Origin of the sequence: Escherichia coli DSM 30083 = JCM 1649 = ATCC 11775 (assembly GCF_003697165.2) — a bacterium.
Lineage (GTDB): Bacteria > Pseudomonadota > Gammaproteobacteria > Enterobacterales > Enterobacteriaceae > Escherichia > Escherichia coli.
Genome location: NZ_CP033092.2, coordinates 1825719 through 1845685, shown reverse-complemented (window position 1 = coordinate 1845685; position 19967 = coordinate 1825719). Strand labels below are relative to the sequence as shown.

Annotated in this window: 19 protein-coding genes and 1 riboswitch; of the genes, 6 read left to right on the top strand and 13 right to left on the bottom strand. The window is 48.7% G+C overall.

All coding sequences use genetic code 11. From position 1 onward, the window contains the following. Positions 1–23: 23 nt before the first annotated feature. A complete protein-coding gene (gene gatY, locus EAS44_RS09815; RefSeq protein WP_000289810.1) occupies positions 24–878 on the bottom strand; it encodes a tagatose-bisphosphate aldolase subunit GatY in 855 nt (284 codons plus the stop codon). A gap of 228 nt (positions 879–1106) precedes the next feature. Next, positions 1107–2159 carry a class I fructose-bisphosphate aldolase gene (fbaB, locus tag EAS44_RS09810; RefSeq protein WP_000129551.1) on the bottom strand — a complete coding sequence of 351 codons (1053 nt, stop codon included), beginning with the start codon at positions 2157–2159 and terminating at the stop codon, positions 1107–1109. A gap of 256 nt (positions 2160–2415) precedes the next feature. On the opposite strand from fbaB, the gene yegT reads away from it, so the two are divergent. Genes yegT through yegV form a run of 3 tightly spaced genes read left to right on the top strand, consistent with a single transcriptional unit; the run spans position 2416 to position 5656 of the window. After that, positions 2416–3693, top strand: coding sequence for a nucleoside permease (gene yegT, locus EAS44_RS09805; RefSeq protein WP_000858523.1), 1278 nt, complete (start codon positions 2416–2418; stop codon positions 3691–3693). Next, the gene (gene yegU / locus EAS44_RS09800; RefSeq protein ID WP_000846205.1) at positions 3690–4694 is read left to right on the top strand and encodes an ADP-ribosylglycohydrolase family protein; all 1005 of its coding nucleotides are present in this window, start codon (positions 3690–3692) and stop codon (positions 4692–4694) included. The genes yegT and yegU overlap by 4 nt, the downstream gene beginning before the upstream one ends. Beyond that, a complete protein-coding gene (gene yegV, locus EAS44_RS09795; protein ID WP_000011933.1) occupies positions 4691–5656 on the top strand; it encodes a carbohydrate kinase family protein in 966 nt (321 codons plus the stop codon). Before yegU ends, yegV begins: the two co-directional genes overlap by 4 nt. Here the strand turns inward: yegV and yegW are convergent. The 5 genes from yegW to rcnR form a co-directional block, all read right to left on the bottom strand. Then, positions 5630–6376, bottom strand: coding sequence for a GntR family transcriptional regulator (gene yegW / locus EAS44_RS09790; RefSeq protein WP_000434049.1), 747 nt, complete (start codon positions 6374–6376; stop codon positions 5630–5632). The two genes, yegV and yegW, sit on opposite strands and share 27 nt — an antisense overlap. A 51-nt stretch (positions 6377–6427) precedes the next feature. After that, complete coding sequence (gene yegX / locus EAS44_RS09785) at positions 6428–7246, bottom strand: glycoside hydrolase family 25 protein (RefSeq protein ID WP_001297940.1); 819 nt, start codon at positions 7244–7246, stop codon at positions 6428–6430. Positions 7247–7310: 64 nt separating this feature from the next. Beyond that, the gene (thiD, locus tag EAS44_RS09780) at positions 7311–8111 is read right to left on the bottom strand and encodes a bifunctional hydroxymethylpyrimidine kinase/phosphomethylpyrimidine kinase (protein WP_000822262.1); all 801 of its coding nucleotides are present in this window, start codon (positions 8109–8111) and stop codon (positions 7311–7313) included. Beyond that, on the bottom strand, positions 8108–8896 hold the full coding sequence (gene thiM / locus EAS44_RS09775) for a hydroxyethylthiazole kinase (protein WP_001195614.1): 789 nt from the start codon (positions 8894–8896) through the stop codon (positions 8108–8110). Before thiM ends, thiD begins: the two co-directional genes overlap by 4 nt. 34 nt (positions 8897–8930) lie before the next feature. Continuing rightward, positions 8931–9027: riboswitch (TPP riboswitch) on the bottom strand. A 91-nt stretch (positions 9028–9118) separates the two neighbouring features. Continuing rightward, positions 9119–9391: a Ni(II)/Co(II)-binding transcriptional repressor RcnR gene (rcnR, locus tag EAS44_RS09770; RefSeq protein WP_000019944.1), complete on the bottom strand. Its 273-nt coding sequence runs from the start codon at positions 9389–9391 to the stop codon at positions 9119–9121. A 120-nt stretch (positions 9392–9511) separates the two neighbouring features. On the opposite strand from rcnR, the gene rcnA reads away from it, so the two are divergent. Continuing rightward, positions 9512–10336 (top strand): nickel/cobalt efflux protein RcnA, encoded by an 825-nt coding sequence (rcnA, locus tag EAS44_RS09765; RefSeq protein WP_000134614.1) that lies wholly within the window; start codon positions 9512–9514, stop codon positions 10334–10336. Between the two features lie 218 nt (positions 10337–10554). Further along, complete coding sequence (gene rcnB, locus EAS44_RS09760; protein ID WP_000153067.1) at positions 10555–10893, top strand: Ni(II)/Co(II) efflux transporter accessory subunit RcnB; 339 nt, start codon at positions 10555–10557, stop codon at positions 10891–10893. 81 nt (positions 10894–10974) lie between these two features. Here rcnB and yehA read toward each other — a convergent pair whose 3' ends face one another. The 6 genes from yehA to apbC all read right to left on the bottom strand — a co-directional run bounded on the left by yehA (position 10975) and on the right by apbC (position 17765). Beyond that, a complete protein-coding gene (gene yehA / locus EAS44_RS09755) occupies positions 10975–12009 on the bottom strand; it encodes a putative fimbrial-like adhesin protein (protein ID WP_000405724.1) in 1035 nt (344 codons plus the stop codon). A 15-nt stretch (positions 12010–12024) separates the two neighbouring features. Further along, complete coding sequence (yehB, locus tag EAS44_RS09750; protein WP_000945347.1) at positions 12025–14505, bottom strand: fimbrial biogenesis outer membrane usher protein; 2481 nt, start codon at positions 14503–14505, stop codon at positions 12025–12027. 15 nt (positions 14506–14520) lie between these two features. Next, on the bottom strand, positions 14521–15195 hold the full coding sequence (gene yehC, locus EAS44_RS09745; protein WP_000677332.1) for a fimbria/pilus periplasmic chaperone: 675 nt from the start codon (positions 15193–15195) through the stop codon (positions 14521–14523). An 80-nt stretch (positions 15196–15275) separates the two neighbouring features. Further along, positions 15276–15818 carry a fimbrial protein gene (gene yehD / locus EAS44_RS09740; RefSeq protein WP_000830454.1) on the bottom strand — a complete coding sequence of 181 codons (543 nt, stop codon included), beginning with the start codon at positions 15816–15818 and terminating at the stop codon, positions 15276–15278. A 293-nt stretch (positions 15819–16111) separates the two neighbouring features. Beyond that, entirely contained in the window at positions 16112–16393 is a 282-nt protein-coding gene (gene yehE / locus EAS44_RS09735; RefSeq protein WP_001046487.1) for a YehE family protein, read from the bottom strand. Between the two features lie 262 nt (positions 16394–16655). After that, a complete protein-coding gene (gene apbC, locus EAS44_RS09730) occupies positions 16656–17765 on the bottom strand; it encodes an iron-sulfur cluster carrier protein ApbC (RefSeq protein WP_001005448.1) in 1110 nt (369 codons plus the stop codon). A 131-nt stretch (positions 17766–17896) separates the two neighbouring features. Here apbC and metG point away from each other — a divergent pair, with 131 nt between their 5' ends. Then, a complete protein-coding gene (gene metG, locus EAS44_RS09725; protein WP_001350700.1) occupies positions 17897–19930 on the top strand; it encodes a methionine--tRNA ligase in 2034 nt (677 codons plus the stop codon). The last annotated feature ends 37 nt before the right edge of the window (positions 19931–19967 follow it).

The window sequence follows — 19967 nt, the reverse complement described above, 5'->3', positions numbered from 1 at the left end:
TTCCTTGTTAAATGGCAGGTGCGTTATGCCCTGCCCTCGCAGCCACAATCGGCAATCACTTTGCTCACCACATCGCGCATTGCAGATTTAGCCGACTGCAAATAATCCCGGGGATCGGTCGCTTCGGGGTACTCTGTCAGGTAATTTTTTAACGCCTGCGAGAAGGCATTTTTCAGCTCCGTTGCAACGTTGATTTTGCATATCCCCAGTTTGATGGTTTGCTGAATATCCTTTGTCGATAATCCTGACGCGCCATGCAGCACCAGCGGTAAGTTCACCCACTGGCGAATGTTCTCCAGTCGAGAAAAATCAAGCGCCGGTGCGCTGGCATACATCCCATGAGCCGTGCCGATGGCGACCGCCAGGGAATCAATCCCGGTTGCCTCGGCAAATTCACGCGCCTGAACGGGGTTGGTATAAAAAGCATCGGCTTCATTGACTTGCACATCATCTTCCTGGCCGCCAAGTTGCCCCAGCTCCGCTTCGACGCTGACATCAAAGCGATGGCAAAAATCCACCACCTCTTTGACCCGTGAAATATTTTGCGCAAAAGGCAAATGCGAGGCGTCAATCATGACTGAGCGCACGCCAGAACGAACCTTCTGAGCGATATCGTCAAATTTCGTGTGATGGTCGAGATGAATCGCCAGTGGATGGTGATATTGCTTCGCCATCGCGCTGACCAGCGCCATCAGATTTTCTGTACCGGCATGAGTAAATGTGCCGGGCGTTCCGGCGATGATGACCGGCGCATGCATGCTGGCAGCGGTTTCCACCACCACTTGCATCGTTTCGAGATTGTGAATATTGAATGCCGGAACCGCATAACCGCCGCGCCGCGCGTTGTTCAGCATCTGCTTTGTCGATACCACGTACATTTTCACATCCTGTCATTTATTTTCGATTTCAAAACATAATGAAATTATTTGTTTTTAAATGTCGCGATAACGATCACAAAAACGACAATATGAAAATCAATCCAGGAATGAAAGGCAAAAAAAACGGCCTCCCGGGGGAAGCCGTAACAAAGTACGCGTGGTTTTATGCCGGATGTGGCGTTAACGCCTTTTCCGGCCTACGGGGTAGTGCTGTTCGTATGAAGCGCATCAGGCGATAGTAATTTTGCTATCGAGATAAACGTCCTGCACGGCGTTAATCAGTTTCACGCCGTCAGCCATCGATTTCTTGAACGCCTTACGTCCAAGAATCAGCCCCATTCCGCCTGCGCGTTTGTTGATAACCGCAGTACGCACTGCATCGCTGAGGTCAGTTTCACCGCCTGCAGCACCGCCGGAGTTTATCAACCCGGCCCGGCCCATATAGCAGTTAGCTAACTGATAACGCACCAGGTCAATCGGGTTTTCGCTGGTCAACTTGCTGTACACTCGATCGTCGGTATAACCGTAATTAATCGCTTTATAGCCGCCGTTATTTTCCGCCATTTTTTGTTTGACGATATCTGCACCTATGGTTGCCGCCAGATGGTTCGCCTGACCGGTCAGGTCGGCGGAAACATGGTAATCAACGCCATCTTTCTTAAAGGCGGAGTTACGCAAATAGGCCCACAGCACTGTCACCATGCCCAGCTCGTGCGCACGTTCAAAAGCCGCAGAAATTTCTTCAATCTGGCGACGTGACTCTTCCGAGCCAAAATAGATAGTCGCACCAACGGCCACCGCGCCCATATTGAACGCCTGCTCCACGCTGGCATACAGCGTTTGATCGTAGGTATTCGGGTAACTTAGCGTCTCGTTGTGATTAAGTTTGACGAGAAATGGGATGCGATGCGCGTAGCGCCGCGATACCGATGCCAGCACGCCGTAAGTTGACGCCACACAGTTACAGCCCGCTTCGATCGCCAGTTCAACAATGTTTTTCGGGTCAAAGTAGAGCGGGTTAGCGGCAAATGAAGCTCCGGCAGAGTGCTCAACGCCCTGGTCAACCGGCAGAATAGAAAGATATCCTGTGCCAGCCAGACGCCCGGTGTTGTACAACGTCTGCATATTACGTAACACCGCTGGCGGGCGATTATTGTCAATCATCACGCGGTCTACGTAGTCATGTCCGGGGAGATAAAGCTGGTCAGAAGGAATAGTCATACAACGGTGCTGTAAAAGGTTGTCGGCGTCTTTGCCAAGCAACTGCGCAATATCTGTCATTACTATGCTCCCGTAAATTCCGATTGGATATCGGCTATGGATTGTCCTGGCCCGCCTTTTGCGGGCAATCATAATCCTGGTCGTTACGGGCGAGTTTTTCCATCTTTTGGATGTTTTTTCAGCGTTTTCTGTTGGCTCGATTCATCAGAAAAAATGTTACCGCGGTCAAGTTTTCACCGCAAAGGTATTTAAAAGGTATTACTAAGTGGTATTGTCATCGCGTACCTTACATTACCTGTCATGAAGGAATTAAAAGATGAAAACAACAGCAAAGCTGTCGTTCATGATGTTTGTTGAATGGTTTATCTGGGGCGCGTGGTTTGTGCCATTGTGGTTGTGGTTAAGTAAAAGCGGTTTTAGTGCCGGAGAAATTGGCTGGTCGTATGCCTGTACCGCCATTGCGGCGATCCTGTCGCCGATTCTGGTTGGCTCCATCACTGACCGCTTTTTCTCGGCGCAGAAAGTGCTGGCGGTATTGATGTTCGCTGGTGCGGTGCTGATGTATTTCGCCGCGCAACAGACCACTTTTGCCGGGTTCTTCCCGTTACTGCTGGCCTACTCGCTAACCTATATGCCGACCATTGCGCTGACTAACAGTATCGCTTTTGCCAACGTGCCGGATGTGGAGCGTGATTTCCCGCGCATTCGTGTGATGGGCACTATCGGCTGGATTGCCTCTGGTCTGGCATGTGGTTTCTTGCCGCAAATGCTGGGGTATGCCGATATCTCACCGACGAACATCCCGCTGCTGATTACTGCCGGAAGTTCTGCTCTGCTTGGTGTGTTTGCATTTTTCCTGCCCGACACACCGCCAAAAAGCACCGGCAAAATGGATATTAAAGTCATGCTCGGCCTGGATGCGCTGATCCTGCTGCGCGATAAGAACTTCCTCGTCTTTTTCTTCTGTTCATTCCTGTTTGCGATGCCACTGGCGTTCTATTACATCTTTGCCAACGGTTATCTGACCGAAGTTGGCATGAAAAACGCCACTGGCTGGATGACGCTCGGCCAGTTCTCTGAAATCTTCTTTATGCTGGCATTGCCGTTTTTCACCAAACGCTTTGGTATCAAAAAGGTATTATTGCTTGGTCTGGTCACCGCCGCGATCCGTTATGGCTTCTTTATTTACGGCAGTGCGGATGAATATTTCACTTACGCTCTCTTGTTCCTCGGCATTTTGCTGCACGGCGTAAGTTACGATTTTTACTACGTTACCGCTTACATCTATGTCGATAAAAAAGCCCCCGTGCATATGCGTACTGCCGCGCAGGGGCTGATCACGCTCTGCTGCCAGGGCTTCGGCAGTTTGCTCGGCTATCGTCTTGGCGGTGTGATGATGGAAAAGATGTTCGCTTATCAGGAACCGGTAAACGGACTGACTTTCAACTGGGCCGGGATGTGGACTTTCGGCGCGGTGATGATTGCCATTATCGCCGTGCTGTTCATGATTTTTTTCCGCGAATCCGACAACGAAATTACGGCTATCAAGGTCGATGATCGCGATATTGCGTTGACACAAGGGGAAGTTAAATGAAAACAGAACGTATTCTCGGTGCTCTTTATGGGCAGGCGTTAGGGGATGCGATGGGGATGCCCTCCGAGCTTTGGCCGCGCAGTCGCGTCAAAGCACACTTTGGCTGGATTGACCGTTTTCTGCCTGGGCCAAAGGAGAATAACGCAGCCTGTTATTTTAACCGCGCCGAATTCACCGACGATACCTCGATGGCGCTGTGTCTGGCGGATGCGTTACTGGAACGTGAAGGCAAGATCGATCCGGATCTGATTGGGCGTAATATTCTCGACTGGGCGCTGCGTTTCGACGCCTTTAACAAAAACGTACTAGGTCCGACCTCGAAGATTGCGCTTAACGCCATTCGCGACGGTAAACCCGTTGCTGAACTGGAAAATAACGGCGTGACCAACGGCGCAGCGATGCGCATCTCGCCATTAGGTTGTTTGCTTCCGGCGCGTGATGTTGATTCCTTTATTGATGATGTGGCGCTGGCCTCCAGCCCGACACATAAATCCGATCTGGCGGTTGCGGGGGCGGTAGTCATCGCATGGGCGATTTCTCGTGCCATTGACGGAGAAAGCTGGTCAGCAATTGTTAATTCACTGCCTTCAATTGCGCGACATGCTCAACAAAAACGCATCACTACCTTCAGCGCCTCACTGGCTGCTCGTCTGGAGATTGCGCTGAAAATTGTGCGCAATGCTGACGGCACCGAATCCGCCAGCGAACAGCTTTACCAGGTCGTTGGCGCAGGTACCAGCACTATTGAGTCCGTTCCGTGCGCCATTGCGCTGGTTGAACTGGCACAAACCGACCCGAACCGTTGCGCCGTCCTGTGCGCTAACCTTGGCGGCGACACAGACACCATCGGTGCTATGGCGACGGCAATTTGCGGCGCGTTGCATGGCGTTAACGCTATCGATCCTGCGTTAAAGGCGGAACTGGATGCAGTAAATCAGCTTGATTTCAACCGCTATGCCACGGCGCTGGCGAAGTATCGCCAACAACGGGAGGCGATATGAGCGGCGCTCGATTACACACGCTGCTGCCTGAATTAGCCACGCATCAGCCGGTGATGGTCGTCGGCGCGGCGGTCATTGATGTGATCGCCGACGCTTATGCCCTCCCCTGGCGTGGGTGCGATATCGAACTGAAACAGCAGAGCGTTAACGTTGGCGGCTGCGCCCTGAATATTGCCGTGGCATTAAAGCGCCTCGGCATCGAAGCGGGTAATGCCTTGCCGCTCGGTCAGGGGGTGTGGGCGGAGATTATTCGCAACCGCATGGCAAAAGAGGACTTAATCAGCCTGATCGATAACGCCGAAGGTGATAACGGCTGGTGTCTGGCGCTGGTTGAGCCGGATGGCGAACGCACTTTTATGTCATTCAGCGGTGTGGAAAATCAATGGAATCGCCAGTGGCTGGCGCGATTAACCGTTGCGCCTGGCAGCCTGCTCTATTTTTCCGGTTATCAACTGGCCTCGCCCTGCGGCGAATTGTTAGTGGAATGGCTGGAAAAGCTACAAGACGTGACGCCGTTTATCGATTTTGGCCCACGTATTGGCGATATCCCGGATGCATTACTGGCGCGGATCATGGCCTGTCGACCTTTAGTGTCACTCAATCGTCAAGAGGCTGAGATTGCCGCCGAACGTTTTGCTTTATCCGCAGAGATAACAACACTTGGCAAGCAATGGCAGGAGAAATTTGCCGCGCCGTTGATCGTTCGCCTCGATAAAGAAGGCGCATGGTATTTCAGCAACGACGCTTCTGGCTGCATTCCGGCATTTCCAACGCAAGTTGTAGACACCATTGGGGCGGGCGACAGTCATGCCGGTGGCGTACTTGCCGGGCTGGCCTCTGGTCTGCCACTGGCGGATGCCGTATTACTGGGCAATGCAGTGGCGTCGTGGGTTGTCGGGCATCGGGGCGGTGATTGTGCGCCAACGCGCGAGGAACTACTCCTCGCACACAAAAACGTATAGATCGCTGCGACAGTGGCTGATGCTGTACTCAATAGGCCGTTGCTGTTGGTCAAGCGCCACTTGCTTGATCACCAGCACCGGTATTTTGCTATCTAACTGAATATGTGACTGAAACTCGGCATCCGGCATCCGGGCGCTAACGCGGGAACGCGTACGTTGTGGGTAAATGTGCTGGCTGCGGAAGTAGTCATAAAGAGAAATCCCGATGGCATCAACATCATGAATTAAATGTGCCGGAACCCACGATTCCTCAATCGATACCGCCTCTTCATCGACATAGCGAATACGCTTAAGCAAAAAGACATCACTTCCCGCTTCGACCGCCAGCTGCTGCGCGACTTCTTCGGGACATTTCACGACACGCTTGTTAACCCATAACGTATCGGGCTTTTTCCCGCGCAATACCACCTGCTGAGAAAACCCCCGCGCTTCTTTCAGCGAGTATTCGAAGATGTTGTTGATCTGCGTGCCGTAACCACGCGAACGCGTCACCACGCCCTCTTCTTCCAGCGACTGCATCGCCTTGCGCACCGTAATGCGCGAAACGCCGGTTAACTGACTTAAATCACGCTCACCGGGCAAAATATTGCCATGCTCCAGCACCCCGCTGCGCACGGCATTTTTTACCGTTTCGGCAAACTTAATATAAAGCGGCGTGTTATCCGCCGCTAAAATACGCTCGTTCAGTTGGGCAATCAGCTGGGTATGCGCTTGTTCCATTTGTCTTTTTCCTGCCGGGGAATCTGGTGGGAGTATATCACTGCTTCTTATTTAAGGCGTTTCTTTAATCCCATCAACGAATGCCTGCAACTCCTCCACCGTGCCATTAAACACATTAAAATCCACCGGACCATTAATGCCATCGACCTGTCCACGATCGGAATGCTGCCAGAAGCGCCAGGCCATGCCGTCATTGTCCGGGCGACGTTGATAATAGTGAGCCACCCACCACGGATATTCATTGAAATAGCCCGCCAGATTGGTGTGATAAAAAACGGCTCCTGAGTAAATAATTGGCTTTTTACCCGTACGTTTTTCGACCATTTTTAGCCACTGACTTACCCGCTTGCGTAATTCTTTTGCCGATAATTTTCCCCGTTCTTCTACGTCCAGCACGGCAGGGAAATCGCCTTGTGAGAAATCCACCGTTTGCAGAAATAATCTCGCCTGAACTGAAGCAGATACCGACGGGGAAAAATAATGATACGCCCCGCGCAGCAGGCCATTTTCGCGGCTTAGTTGCCAGTTACGCGAAAAATAGGGGTCCACCAGCTTTTCGCCTTCCGTCGCCTTAATAAAAGCAAACTGTAAGCGGATACCGTTGTCGCGCATTTTTGCCACACGCTGCCAGTCGATCCGCTCCTGCCAGCGTGAAACATCTATTCCGTGAATGGTGTAACTGGCAGGAATGCGAATAGCGAAAGATTTAACCGGGCGATAACCGTAGAAGTGGATGTAGTCTTTAATCTGAATTGCTGTCGAATAGAAAAAATTCACCGTCTGACGCGGATAAATTGCAACGATGGAAATTAGCCCAAGAGCGCATAATAAAACGGTGAATTTTTTTCGACTGGTGATTCTCAACTGCATTGGTTTCATCCCTGAATGTCAGCACCAAAGGCTGACAATAACCAAAGCAGCTATAGTACGGTGCTCACCACCAGGCGTGGAAGTGGTGAACCGGACCAATACCGTGACCAACTTCCAGCGTGTCGGCCTGGGCTAATGCCGATGAAAGCCAGCTTTTTGCCTCCTGTACGGTGTCAGCCCAGTTTGTATGGCGCGGGCGTAGTGCAGCCAACGCCGCAGAGAGCGTACAACCAGTGCCGTGGGTGTTTTTGGTCATAATGCGCGGTGCAGTAAATCGTTGTTCCCCCTCACGAGTAAACAGCCAGTCCGGGCTTTGCTCATCATCCAGATGACCACCTTTCATTAGCACTGCGCCACAGCCCATCGCCAACAGCGATCGCCCTTGTTCCAGCATTTCCTGTTCGGTGCGCGCGTGTGGCGCGTCGAGCAAGGCGGCTGCTTCGGGCAAGTTTGGCGTTATTAATGAAACATGTGGCAATAATCGACTGCGCAGCGTAGCAACCGCCGATGGTGAAAGCAGCGGGTCGCCGCTTTTTGCCAGCATAACGGTGTCGAGTACCACGTTTTGGATCTGATAACGTTGCAACCGTTCTGCCACCGCTTCAACAATATCGGTTTCCGCCAACATACCGATTTTAGTGGTGTCGATTCGCACATCACTGAACACCGAATCGAGCTGGGCGGCGACAAAATCAGGCTCAATGCGATACACCGACTGTACACCACGGGTATTTTGCGCCACCAGTGCAGTAATAACTGAGCAACCATAAGCGCCAAGTGCCGAGAAGGTTTTAAGATCGGCCTGAATCCCCGCACCACCACTCGGATCAGTACCGGCAATCGTCAGAGCGTTAATTCGTTTCATGCCTGCACCTCCTGCGTCAATTGCCAGAGCGCATCAAGGAAATGTGGAACAAAACTGCCTGGCCCCTCGCTTCTGGCAACTGCGCGTTCTCCGGCTTGTTTCATCCAGTGACAGGCAGATGCGATATTTTCCAGCGTATCGCCTGGTAGCGCACAACAGGCAGCGACAACCGCCGATAGTGCACAGCCAGTTCCTACCACTTTGGTCATTAACGGATCGCCACCGTGAATGCCAATGATACGATGTCCATCGGTAACATAATCCACCTCGCCAGTGACCACGACGATTGCGCCAGTTTCCCGTGCCAGTGTTTGTGCAGCGGGTATCGCGTTAGCTGCGGCATCAGTGGTATCCACTCCCCGTCCACCATTAGCAACGCCAGCTAATGCCATGATTTCCGAAGCATTACCACGTATGGCGGTTGGCTTATGGGACAGAAGTTCCACACAAAAACGGCGGCGATAATCGAGCGCACCAACCGCAACCGGATCAAGCGTCCAGGGCGTTTGTGATCGTGTTGCTTGCTCAACGGCAGCACTCATCGCTTGCGCTCGTGGCTGCGTCAGCGTGCCAACGTTAATCAACAAGGCACTGGCGATAGCCGCAAACTGACTGGCCTCTTCGGTTTCGATAACCATCGCTGGCGATGCGCCGAGCGCCAGCAAGGTATTGGCAGTAAAAGTTTGCACCACATCGTTGGTCATGCAGTGCACAAGAGGGGAATGTTGGTGAAAAAGGTGTAACGCGTGCGCAGATTGCGCTGAACTCAGCAGGTCGACTTGCATAGTTTGCTCCTGCCATAACGTGAAGAAGCAATGACCTGGTGGTCCGTGACTTCCCTACGCTGGCATTATCCAGATCAGGTGATACGGGTATTTCTCAGCCTTCACAAAGAAGGGCACCCCGAGTCGTTTGGTTGCGATAATAAATCGCAGAGGAGGATGGTAATGTCCAGCGCACGCGTTGTAAACGGGGAAAAACGGCAGTTTTACAATCGCGTTAATAAATTATTTGATATAAGAATCCAGCACCTTCAGAACGACATCCAGATCTTCTTCTCGTTTTAGCTCATCCCCCTGGTGAACGATGTGTTCCGTCAGATGACCTTTAATCACTTCCCGCATCAGACCGTTTACCGCGCCACGGATAGCAGCAATCTGTTGTAAAACTGCAGCGCATTCATGCGGTTCGTCGAGCATTTTCTTGAGCGCCACGACCTGGCCCTGAATCTTACTGGCACGCGCTTTCAGTTTCTGTTTATCACGGATTGTATGAGACATGGCAACACCTGGTTAACAAGAATATGAAAAATCATAGCACTATTAATCTACTGGGGGGTAGTATCAGGTACTGGGGGGGAGTAGAATCAGATTGCCGAATTAATACTAAGAATTATTATCATGACCGAATTTACAACACTTCTTCAGCAAGGAAACGCCTGGTTCTTCATCCCCAGCGCCATCTTACTTGGTGCGCTTCATGGCCTGGAACCGGGGCACTCAAAAACGATGATGGCGGCGTTTATCATCGCCATCAAAGGCACCATTAAACAGGCGGTGATGCTCGGACTGGCAGCAACTATTTCGCATACCGCAGTGGTCTGGTTAATTGCCTTTGGCGGGATGGTGATCAGCAAACGCTTTACTGCTCAATCAGCAGAACCGTGGCTCCAGTTGATTTCCGCAGTGATCATTATTAGCACCGCGTTCTGGATGTTCTGGCGTACCTGGCGCGGCGAACGCAACTGGCTGGAGAATATGCACGAGCATGATCATGAGCATCATCACCACGATCACGAAGATCACCACGACCATGGACATCATCACCATCACGAACATGGCGAGTATCAGGATGCCCATGCACGAGCCCATGCCAATGACATTAAACGACGCTTTGATGGTAGAGAGGTCACCAACTGGCAAATTTTGCTATTTGGCTTAACCGGTGGCCTTATCCCCTGCCCGGCAGCAATTACCGTGCTGTTGATTTGCATTCAGTTGAAAGCCCTGACACTGGGCGCAACACTGGTCGTCAGTTTCAGCCTCGGCCTGGCGTTAACGCTTGTCACCGTAGGCGTTGGCGCAGCAATCAGCGTTCAGCAGGTCGCAAAACGCTGGAGCGGATTTAACACTCTCGCTAAACGCGCTCCCTATTTTTCCAGTCTGTTGATTGGCTTAGTTGGTGTGTATATGGGCGTACATGGCTTCATGGGCATAATGCGATAACTCAATCCTTTAGGCTTGCATGTTATCTTCAGCCCAGGATGATTCTTAAATCAGCTATTTCCGCTGACTCTCTGCTCGCTAAGGATGCTTTTAGGGCATCCTTTCATTTACACTTTTTACGAAATCATGGGATCACTAACAAAATATCGCTTGTCAGTTATATTGTATGGCAGGAAAGATATGCGACTGATATTACAGATCCCCAAAGTGGAGAGTTTATGACCATTAAAAATAAGATGTTGCTGGGTGCGCTTTTGCTGGTTACCAGTGCCGCCTGGGCCGCACCAGCCACCGCGGGTTCGACCAATACCTCGGGAATTTCTAAGTATGAGTTAAGCAGTTTCATTGCTGACTTTAAGCATTTCAAACCAGGTGACACCGTCCCAGAGATGTACCGCACCGATGAGTACAACATTAAGCAGTGGCAGTTACGTAACCTGCCCGCGCCTGATGCCGGGACGCACTGGACCTATATGGGTGGCGCGTACGTGTTGATCAGCGACACCGACGGTAAAATCATTAAAGCCTACGACGGTGAGATTTTTTATCATCGCTAAAAAAAAGCCCCCTCGGAGAGAGGGGGGAATGCAGACACCTTAATATTTTTATTATTAGCCACTTGCTCGTCTTGCTTGTTATTAGTCGTATTTCACGTTGATTAATGCGGTTGCCTCCAGTGCGCCAGATTTAACTTTGTTTGTATCGTAGACGTAGTAACTGGCCGTTATCGGAATTGAAACCGTTGTATCTGTAAGTTTTGACTTTGCCGCAATTTCTTTTAAATTTGTATATCCTTTACTGCTGTTAGTGATATTTAAAAGTGTGACTGGCGTACCATTACTTTCAAGAATAAATCCTACGCCATTATCTTCCGCACCTTTCAGGATCGTGTTGCTGTTGGTTAACAAGTCAGAACTTGATAAATACACCTGCATTTTCCGTGATGTTTGATTTTGTTGACCTAATAAATTTTTACAACGCAGAATAATATCCCCTTTTTTACTATTTATTGTTGTTTTGTTACCTGTGGCTGGTAATTGTGAAACGGGAATACTCTCTAACGTAATTAATAAATCGTCCGGTTTGCAGGTTGTGGTTATCGGGTTGTATGACAATGTCAGATTAAAGGAATAGACACCTGCATTTTGTGCCAATGCATTTCTGTAGCTATTTACACATGCATCCCATGACTTACCACCTAATAAACACAGTAGAAATTGTACTGCGGCACTCCCGCGTGTCGATGATGAAGCACTGGATAATGTCGCAACTCCATTAATCATCACTGAACCACCGCCCCCCGCAGAAACATTCACTTTTGCATTACTGGCCGCAGGTGTCACCGTCACCGAATAACCACTGGTGAAACTGGTCTGATTATTTGACAACGTAATGTTGTTTTTATTGGTCCATTCAAAATGTAAATTTAATTTAATGGTATCGTTATAAAGTCCAACAATAATATCCGACGGGCTCATAGGTGTGATAGTATTTGTACTCACGCATGACGAATCATTAAAATTATGCTCATATGTCGCCATTTGTGTTTGAGTAAGTGCAAAATCCCCCTGAACAACCAAATTGTGCTGAACAGATAACTCACTATAACATGCCGCATAGCTCACAGGCATAACCATCATTATTACTATAAATAGCATTATGCGAATTTCCATAGAACCACCTGACTATTACTGGCAAATATAATTTCTACTTTCATCAATCTCTTTACCGAAGGTGATTGTGCATGAAAGCCCTTGTTGCTTATCAATTGCCACATTAACCGATGGCGGTACTTCATTGGTGCGAATAAATAACTGGCTTCCCTGGCCGACAACACCAATATTATGACCATGGATATCATTGACTTCATAACCAAACGTTAATGGTTGCCCATCCGCTCTTAACGCTTTTATAAACCATGGCTTGCGCTGATCGGTATCAAAATTAACCAGTACAACCGCGCCGCGATAAGGGGCGGCAATTTTCCGGTTGCCACGTAATTCTGCTTCGCTATCGCTTTGTGACACATCCAACATCAGGTAATTTTCCCGATAAGGTGTCATTCCGTCGTATACCACCACTCCATTACGGTTTGTTGTGCGATATTTTTGCCCATTGACATAAGCATCTTTAATTCCTGGCGCATTCATCACAGCAAACGTTTCAGAAAGACGGTTTGCCAGATTAACGCCACCCGACCAAGCGACAATGCCCCCTGAAACACTGGCTCCAGCCTGTCGATAAGCACTCGACTGACTATAACTGCCATTCACTGTCGCAACCGGCGCGTTCCAGGTTAAATTCGCCCCAGCTGTCGTTTCATTTCCCTGATACTGATAACTCAGGTTGACCCCATAGTTAAACTGATCCCGGCTTCCAACGGTTCCTGATAATCCCGTATTATTTGAGGCAACCCCCTGATCATCAAACGTCGTTGAGTTAGACATATATATTTGCCGACGAGGCGTCGTAACGTCATCACCCCAATCAAAGGGAATCGATATAAAAATATTAAAACGTTTCTCTTCATGATGATTCTCGTCATAAGCATGGCTTGCCGCGAGGGTATAGCTTATCCTTCGCAGGTTGTTGGAATAACTCAACTGATAATCCTTACTGCTGCCGCTACGCCCCCAGTAATCTCGCCATAACGTACTTAAGGACACAGAACCCCAGCCTTCTGGCAATGACTGACTCATATTGGCAGAGAAGCTATTTTTACGGCCAAAATCGTTCTGGTAATAATCGGCAATGTCATAGATATCGTTTTCATCACGGCGATAATTATCTTTATTGTTTGCCCATACGTGATCATTAAATGTCCGATAATCACGCGACGAATAACGCCAGGCCGCCAGACCAAAACGTGTCGACGTTTGGCTCACAAATTTGTTGTAGGCAATTTGATAACTTTGCCCGTCAAACACATCGCCGTTGTCTTGTTTACTATGCGACTTCGTGGCATCGACGGAAATGGCACCAATGCGTGTATTCCAGCCAGTCCCCAAAGTGAACGCGTAATAATTATTCGCGACCATCGAGCCACCATACAGCGTTAATAAGTTATTAAAACCATACTGATGACCCACCTGGACAAAATCACTTTGTTTGCTCGCCCCTTCAATATGGCTACGACCCGCCGCAAAATCATATTTCGACACGCCGGGTTGCAGCATATTTGGTACCGCTGCATAAGGCACCAGATAGGTGGTTACCGAACCGTCCGCCTCTTTCACGCTGACATCAAGATCCGCTCCACCACCGGCCAACTGCAAATCTGTAATCGCAAACGGGCCAGGAGGAACCTCTTTCTGATAAACCACAAAACCATTCTGTTCAATAGTTACCAGCGCGTTACTCTGAGCAATCCCCTGCACCCGTGGCGTAAAATTTTGTTTCGAGTTAGGCAACATCTGCATATCACGAAACAACCGCACACCGCTGAAGCGAACAGAATCAAAAATATCGCTTGATGTGTACATATCACCCACACGAAGCGTGCCGAGAAGTTGGGCAAATCCACGTTCCAGATACAGGGTATTGCTTTTCCACACCCCTGGATTGTTATTTGTTTTACTGAAACTGGCATCAGAATGCAGTTGCCACCCCAATAAATTTAACCCGCTGTTAAAACGTACATATGTACTCTTGCTATTACCGGACGCTTTATAATCGCTGTAATACTGACTCATATAATAAGAGGTATAAAACGCATTAATACCCCGCTCCCAGTTTTCAGGTGGTACATAGCCACTTTCCAGTTCTTCCACCCAGGCCTGCGGGACACTGAAATCGAGACGAAAAACTCCGATATCCCAGGTATAGCTCCCGCCCTGAATAAGTTGCTTAAATGTTAAACATTGCTTACCGCTGGCAAAGCTATCGGTATTAATGCCTAACCGCTTGATCATTTCCCTTGATAAACATGTTTCTTGCGGGTTGTCTTTAACAATGATCTCATATTTCCCACGCCATTGCTTATTGACATAAATATCGATGTCATACTGCCCCGGCAAGGGCTGATTATCTTCAAGACGAATATTTGAAACCTGCTGGTCTTTCATTCCACCTATCATGAAATGGGTATCAAAGGTTTCTTCAGCTGCATAAGCTTCAATGCCGATCAATAACGCTACGATTGCTGATGCAAGTGGGGGCATTCTCAACATAGGCAGCTCCTGCAATTAAATTTTGTCACTAATATAATTGCCATGGTCATCGATAATGGTCAGATGCCAGTTATTTGCATTATTACTTTTGACATTAACACTCTGACTTTCTAAGGGGGCAATCATAATAGTTTCATAATTGACTTTGACATTATTAGCTTTGACATCCGAAATCGTCACCCAATTAGCTGAGTCATTTTTTATCACCAATCCATTGCCACTGCGATTTACCAGTAACTTTTTAAAGGTCACTTTATTTACCGGAGCAATACCCGCTGGCCGGTAAAACAACTTAATTCTGTTTTGCATCGCAAACTTCAGTGCATTCTTACCTTCTTGTTCTGGACTATTTGGTGGAATATCCAGAACATTCAGATAAAAAATACTCTCTTTATTAGTGGGGAGTTTATTCGGCATAATTTTAATTTTTACTTGCTGCCCGGAATTTGCCCCTATTTTTGCCACTGGTGGCGTTAACATGAAAGGAACCTGAATTTTTTCTGGTGGTAATGACGTATCGCCATCATCAATCCACGCCTGCATCAGCGAAGAACGGTTTCCCTGGTTCATCAACTGCACCATCACTTCTTTGTGCTCTGCCGGGTAAATAATACGCGTCCCGTAGATAACAATACCGGCATGTGCAGGAAGGACCATAGAAGAAATGAGTAAAGCTAATAATCCTTTCATCTTAATGCCTCTTAAATTAAAAGGCCGCCATGGAGATAGCGGCCATGTTAATTACCTGAAGAATCTTGCAATTTTATTTATTAATCCTGCGCCACACGCATAATCAGGGAAGATAACACATCACCTGAATTCACTGAGTTATCTGTCAGTTTCAGGTATTTTGCTTTAAACGGAATGGCATATTGACCGTCCGCTGTTTTATAACTCTCGATGTTGAAAGGTGCAGAAACATCCAGGACATCGCTGTTATCACCTAAATAGAGATAATAACCCACGGTATCGTTGCTACTGGCTATCGCCTTATCGTTTCCGGTTATTTTATCGTTGGTAATCAACGAGAGTTTTACACCAGCAACTTCTTTCGGACAGCTAATTTTTAACATGCTGCTGGTTACACCGACTGCACCATCATAGGTCGAGTATTTAGCTTTACCTTCAAAGACCGTAGTTGGTACAGTTGGCATATTAATACTTAATGAATCGCCACCTGCTTCGAATTTACACGGAGATTCTGCAATATTCCCTTTAATGGTTAATGTTCCGGTATCAACGTCTGCGGCAAATACCCCAGCGCTCATAAAAAAAGAAGAAAAAACAGCGGCAGCAATAATTGAACGTTTCATAATATGCTCCTTAATAAAATCTATTTTTGGTTGTTAAGAGTCTGTATCTCTTGGAAACAAATTTCTCACACCAAAAAAAGTTGCCGCAATGTAAACACATTGTTTTATTGATTTAAAGCAAATTAACTATTGCAATATAAACACAACAAATACTTAAGCACATTAAATATTTATCAAATCTATTAATTAATGTGGATTTCTATAAATGGTATTATTAATATCAATAAAAAAGCTTAAATCATTCATGTAAATGATTTAAGCTTTCTAAATCCGATTAAAACCAGGGTGGCAAATTAATCGTAGCGATTTAACACGATTCGACGTTTGCTATCGCTATCTGCAGCAATCACTTCCGTCGTTACACCTTTAACTGGCGAAGAAACCTGATGACGGGTATCAACATTATACGTTAACTGACCACAATGCTGTTGAGGTTGACCATTAACCATAGCCATACTGCATGTTGGGGGACTGATCCTACCATTAATCGTTAATGTAGCAGTTTCTGAAGAGAACGCGGGAGAAGCCAATCCATAGGCAAGAAAAATAATTCCTGACAGCCAGTACTTATTCATTGAACGTTATCCCTGTAGTAAAGGTTATGCCTGGAAAGAATGAGTGCATAACAAACTATAGCTGTACATCCACTACACAGCCACGAAGGATGATAATGAAGCATCGCCGGTACGATCAATCGACTTTGTAGAGTTTCGGACGAAGGTCCGCAGAATATTCGCAGCATTAAATAAGTGTTCATTAATGCGGCAAAAACAAATACACCGCATCAATGTAACATCTCTGCGGTGTATGAAGAATAATCAGAATGGTTAATACGCGTTAGACCGCGCGGAAGGAAATCTCGCCTGGAATGACTTCACCCTGCCAGTAGAGCTGAGCTGCAACGCGGTCAGCCAGCTGGCGGTAGATAGCGGTAAATTCGCTCTCAGGACGGCTGATAACCGTTGGCGTGCCTTTATCGAGATCCTCACGTAAGGAGATGTGTAACGGCATCTGCCCCAGCAGCTGCGTGTGGTATTTCTCGGCCAGTTTCTCTGCACCACCGGTACCGAAAATCGGTTCATGGTGACCACAGTTACTGCAAATATGCACACTCATGTTCTCGACAATACCGAGCACCGGAACCTCGACTTTCTCGAACATCACAATGCCTTTTTTCGCATCGATCAACGCGATGTCCTGCGGGGTGGTGACCACGACTGCACCGGTTACTGGAATGTTTTGTGCCAATGTCAATTGAATGTCACCGGTACCTGGCGGCATATCAAGCACCAGATAGTCGAGATCCGGCCACAAGGTTTCCTGCAACATTTGCATTAACGCCTTGCTCGCCATTGGGCCACGCCACACCATCGCATTGTCGTCTGTCACCAGATAACCAATTGAATTAGTTGCCAGGCCATGAGACATAATCGGTGCCATATGGGTACCGTCCGGCGAAGTTGGACGCTGATTTTCTGCGCCCAGCATGGTAGGGATTGATGGGCCGTAGATATCGGCGTCCAGAATGCCGACTTTCGCCCCTTCCGCCGCCAGTGCCAACGCCAGGTTTACCGCCGTGGAGGATTTACCCACGCCACCTTTACCGGAACTGACCGCGATAATGTTCTTCACGCCGTTAATTCCCGGCTGATTCTTCACGCGTTTCAGAGTGGCTATGTTATGCGACAGTTTCCAGTCGATAGCTTTCGCTCCGGTGATGCGCAGCAGTTCGGCGCTACATTGCTCTTTTAACTCTTCGAACGCGCTATGCCAGACGAATGGCATAACCAGTTCCACATGCAGCGTGTCGTCCATCCAGGCGACATGGTGCAACGCTTTCAGCGTTGTGAGGTTATGCTTCAGGGTTGGGTGCTGAAAATTGGCCAGTGTCCCGGCGACCATTGCGCGCAAGGCTTCTGGTGATTTGGCCTGGGATTGTTCGTTCATCCCGACTCCTTTTTTGTATAGATAAACCATCAGCTGATAGTTTACCTGAAGAATATAGAGAAGTACTTACTTAACATTTTCCCATTTGGTACTATCTAAGCCCTTTTCACTATTAAGAAGTAATGCCTACTATGACTCAAGTCGCGAAGAAAATTCTGGTGACGTGCGCACTGCCGTACGCTAACGGCTCAATCCACCTCGGCCATATGCTGGAGCACATCCAGGCTGATGTCTGGGTCCGTTACCAGCGAATGCGCGGCCACGAGGTCAACTTCATCTGCGCCGACGATGCCCACGGCACGCCGATCATGCTTAAAGCTCAGCAGCTTGGTATCACCCCGGAGCAGATGATTGGCGAAATGAGTCAGGAACATCAGACTGATTTCGCAGGCTTTAACATCAGCTATGACAACTATCACTCGACGCACAGCGAAGAGAATCGCCAGTTGTCAGAACTTATCTACTCTCGTCTGAAAGAAAACGGTTTTATTAAAAACCGCACCATCTCTCAGCTGTACGATCCGGAAAAAGGCATGTTCCTGCCGGACCGTTTTGTAAAAGGCACCTGCCCGAAATGTAAATCCCCGGATCAATACGGCGATAACTGCGAAGTCTGCGGCGCGACCTACAGCCCGACTGAACTGATCGAGCCGAAATCGGTGGTTTCTGGTGCTACCCCGGTAATGCGTGATTCTGAACACTTCTTCTTTGATCTGCCCTCTTTCAGCGAAATGCTGCAGGCATGGACCCGCAGCGGTGCGTTGCAGGAGCAGGTGGCAAATAAAATGCAGGAGTGGTTTGAATCTGGCCTGCAACAGTGGGATATCTCCCGCGACGCGCCTTATTTCGGTTTTGAAATTCCGAACGCGCCGGGCAAATATTTCTATGTCTGGCTGGACGCACCGATTGGCTATATGGGCTCTTTCAAGAATCTGTGTGACAAGCGCGGCGACAGCGTAAGCTTCGATAAATACTGGAAGAAAGATTCCACTGCCGAGCTGTATCACTTCATCGGTAAAGATATCGTTTACTTCCACAGCCTGTTCTGGCCTGCCATGCTGGAAGGCAGCAACTTCCGCAAGCCGACCAACCTGTTTGTTCACGGCTATGTGACGGTGAACGGCGCGAAAATGTCCAAGTCTCGCGGCACCTTTATTAAAGCCAGCACCTGGCTGAATCATTTTGACGCCGACAGCCTGCGCTACTACTACACCGCCAAACTGTCTTCGCGCATTGATGATATCGATCTCAACCTGGAAGATTTCGTTCAGCGCGTGAATGCCGATATCGTGAACAAAGTGGTTAACCTGGCGTCCCGTAACGCTGGCTTTATCAATAAGCGTTTTGACGGTGTGCTGGCAAGCGAGCTGGCTGACCCGCAGTTGTACAAAACCTTCACTGATGCCGCTGAAGTGATTGGTGAAGCGTGGGAAAGCCGCGAATTTGGTAAAGCTATCCGTGAAATCATGGCGCTGGCTGACCTGGCTAACCGCTATGTCGATGAACAGGCTCCGTGGGTGGTGGCGAAGCAGGAAGGTCGCGATGCCGATCTGCAGGCGATTTGCTCAATGGGCATCAACCTGTTCCGCGTGCTGATGACTTACCTGAAACCGGTACTGCCGAAACTGACCGAGCGCGCAGAAGCATTCCTCAATACAGAACTGACCTGGGATGGTATCCAGCAACCGCTGTTGGGCCATAAAGTGAATCCATTCAAGGCGCTGTATAACCGCATCGATATGAAACAGGTTGAAGCACTGGTGGAAGCATCCAAAGAGGAAGTAAAAGCCACAGCCGCACCGGTAACTGGCCCACTGGCTGACGACCCGATTCAGGAAACCATCACCTTTGACGACTTCGCCAAAGTTGACCTGCGCGTGGCGCTGATTGAAAACGCAGAGTTTGTTGAAGGTTCTGACAAACTGCTGCGCCTGACGCTGGATCTCGGCGGTGAAAAACGCAATGTCTTCTCCGGCATTCGTTCTGCTTACCCGGATCCGCAAGCACTAATTGGTCGTCACACCATTATGGTGGCTAACCTGGCACCACGTAAAATGCGCTTCGGTATCTCCGAAGGCATGGTAATGGCTGCTGGTCCTGGTGGGAAAGATATCTTCCTGCTAAGCCCGGATGCCGGTGCTAAACCGGGTCATCAGGTGAAATAATCCCCCTTCAAGGCGCTGCATCGACAGCGCCTTTTCT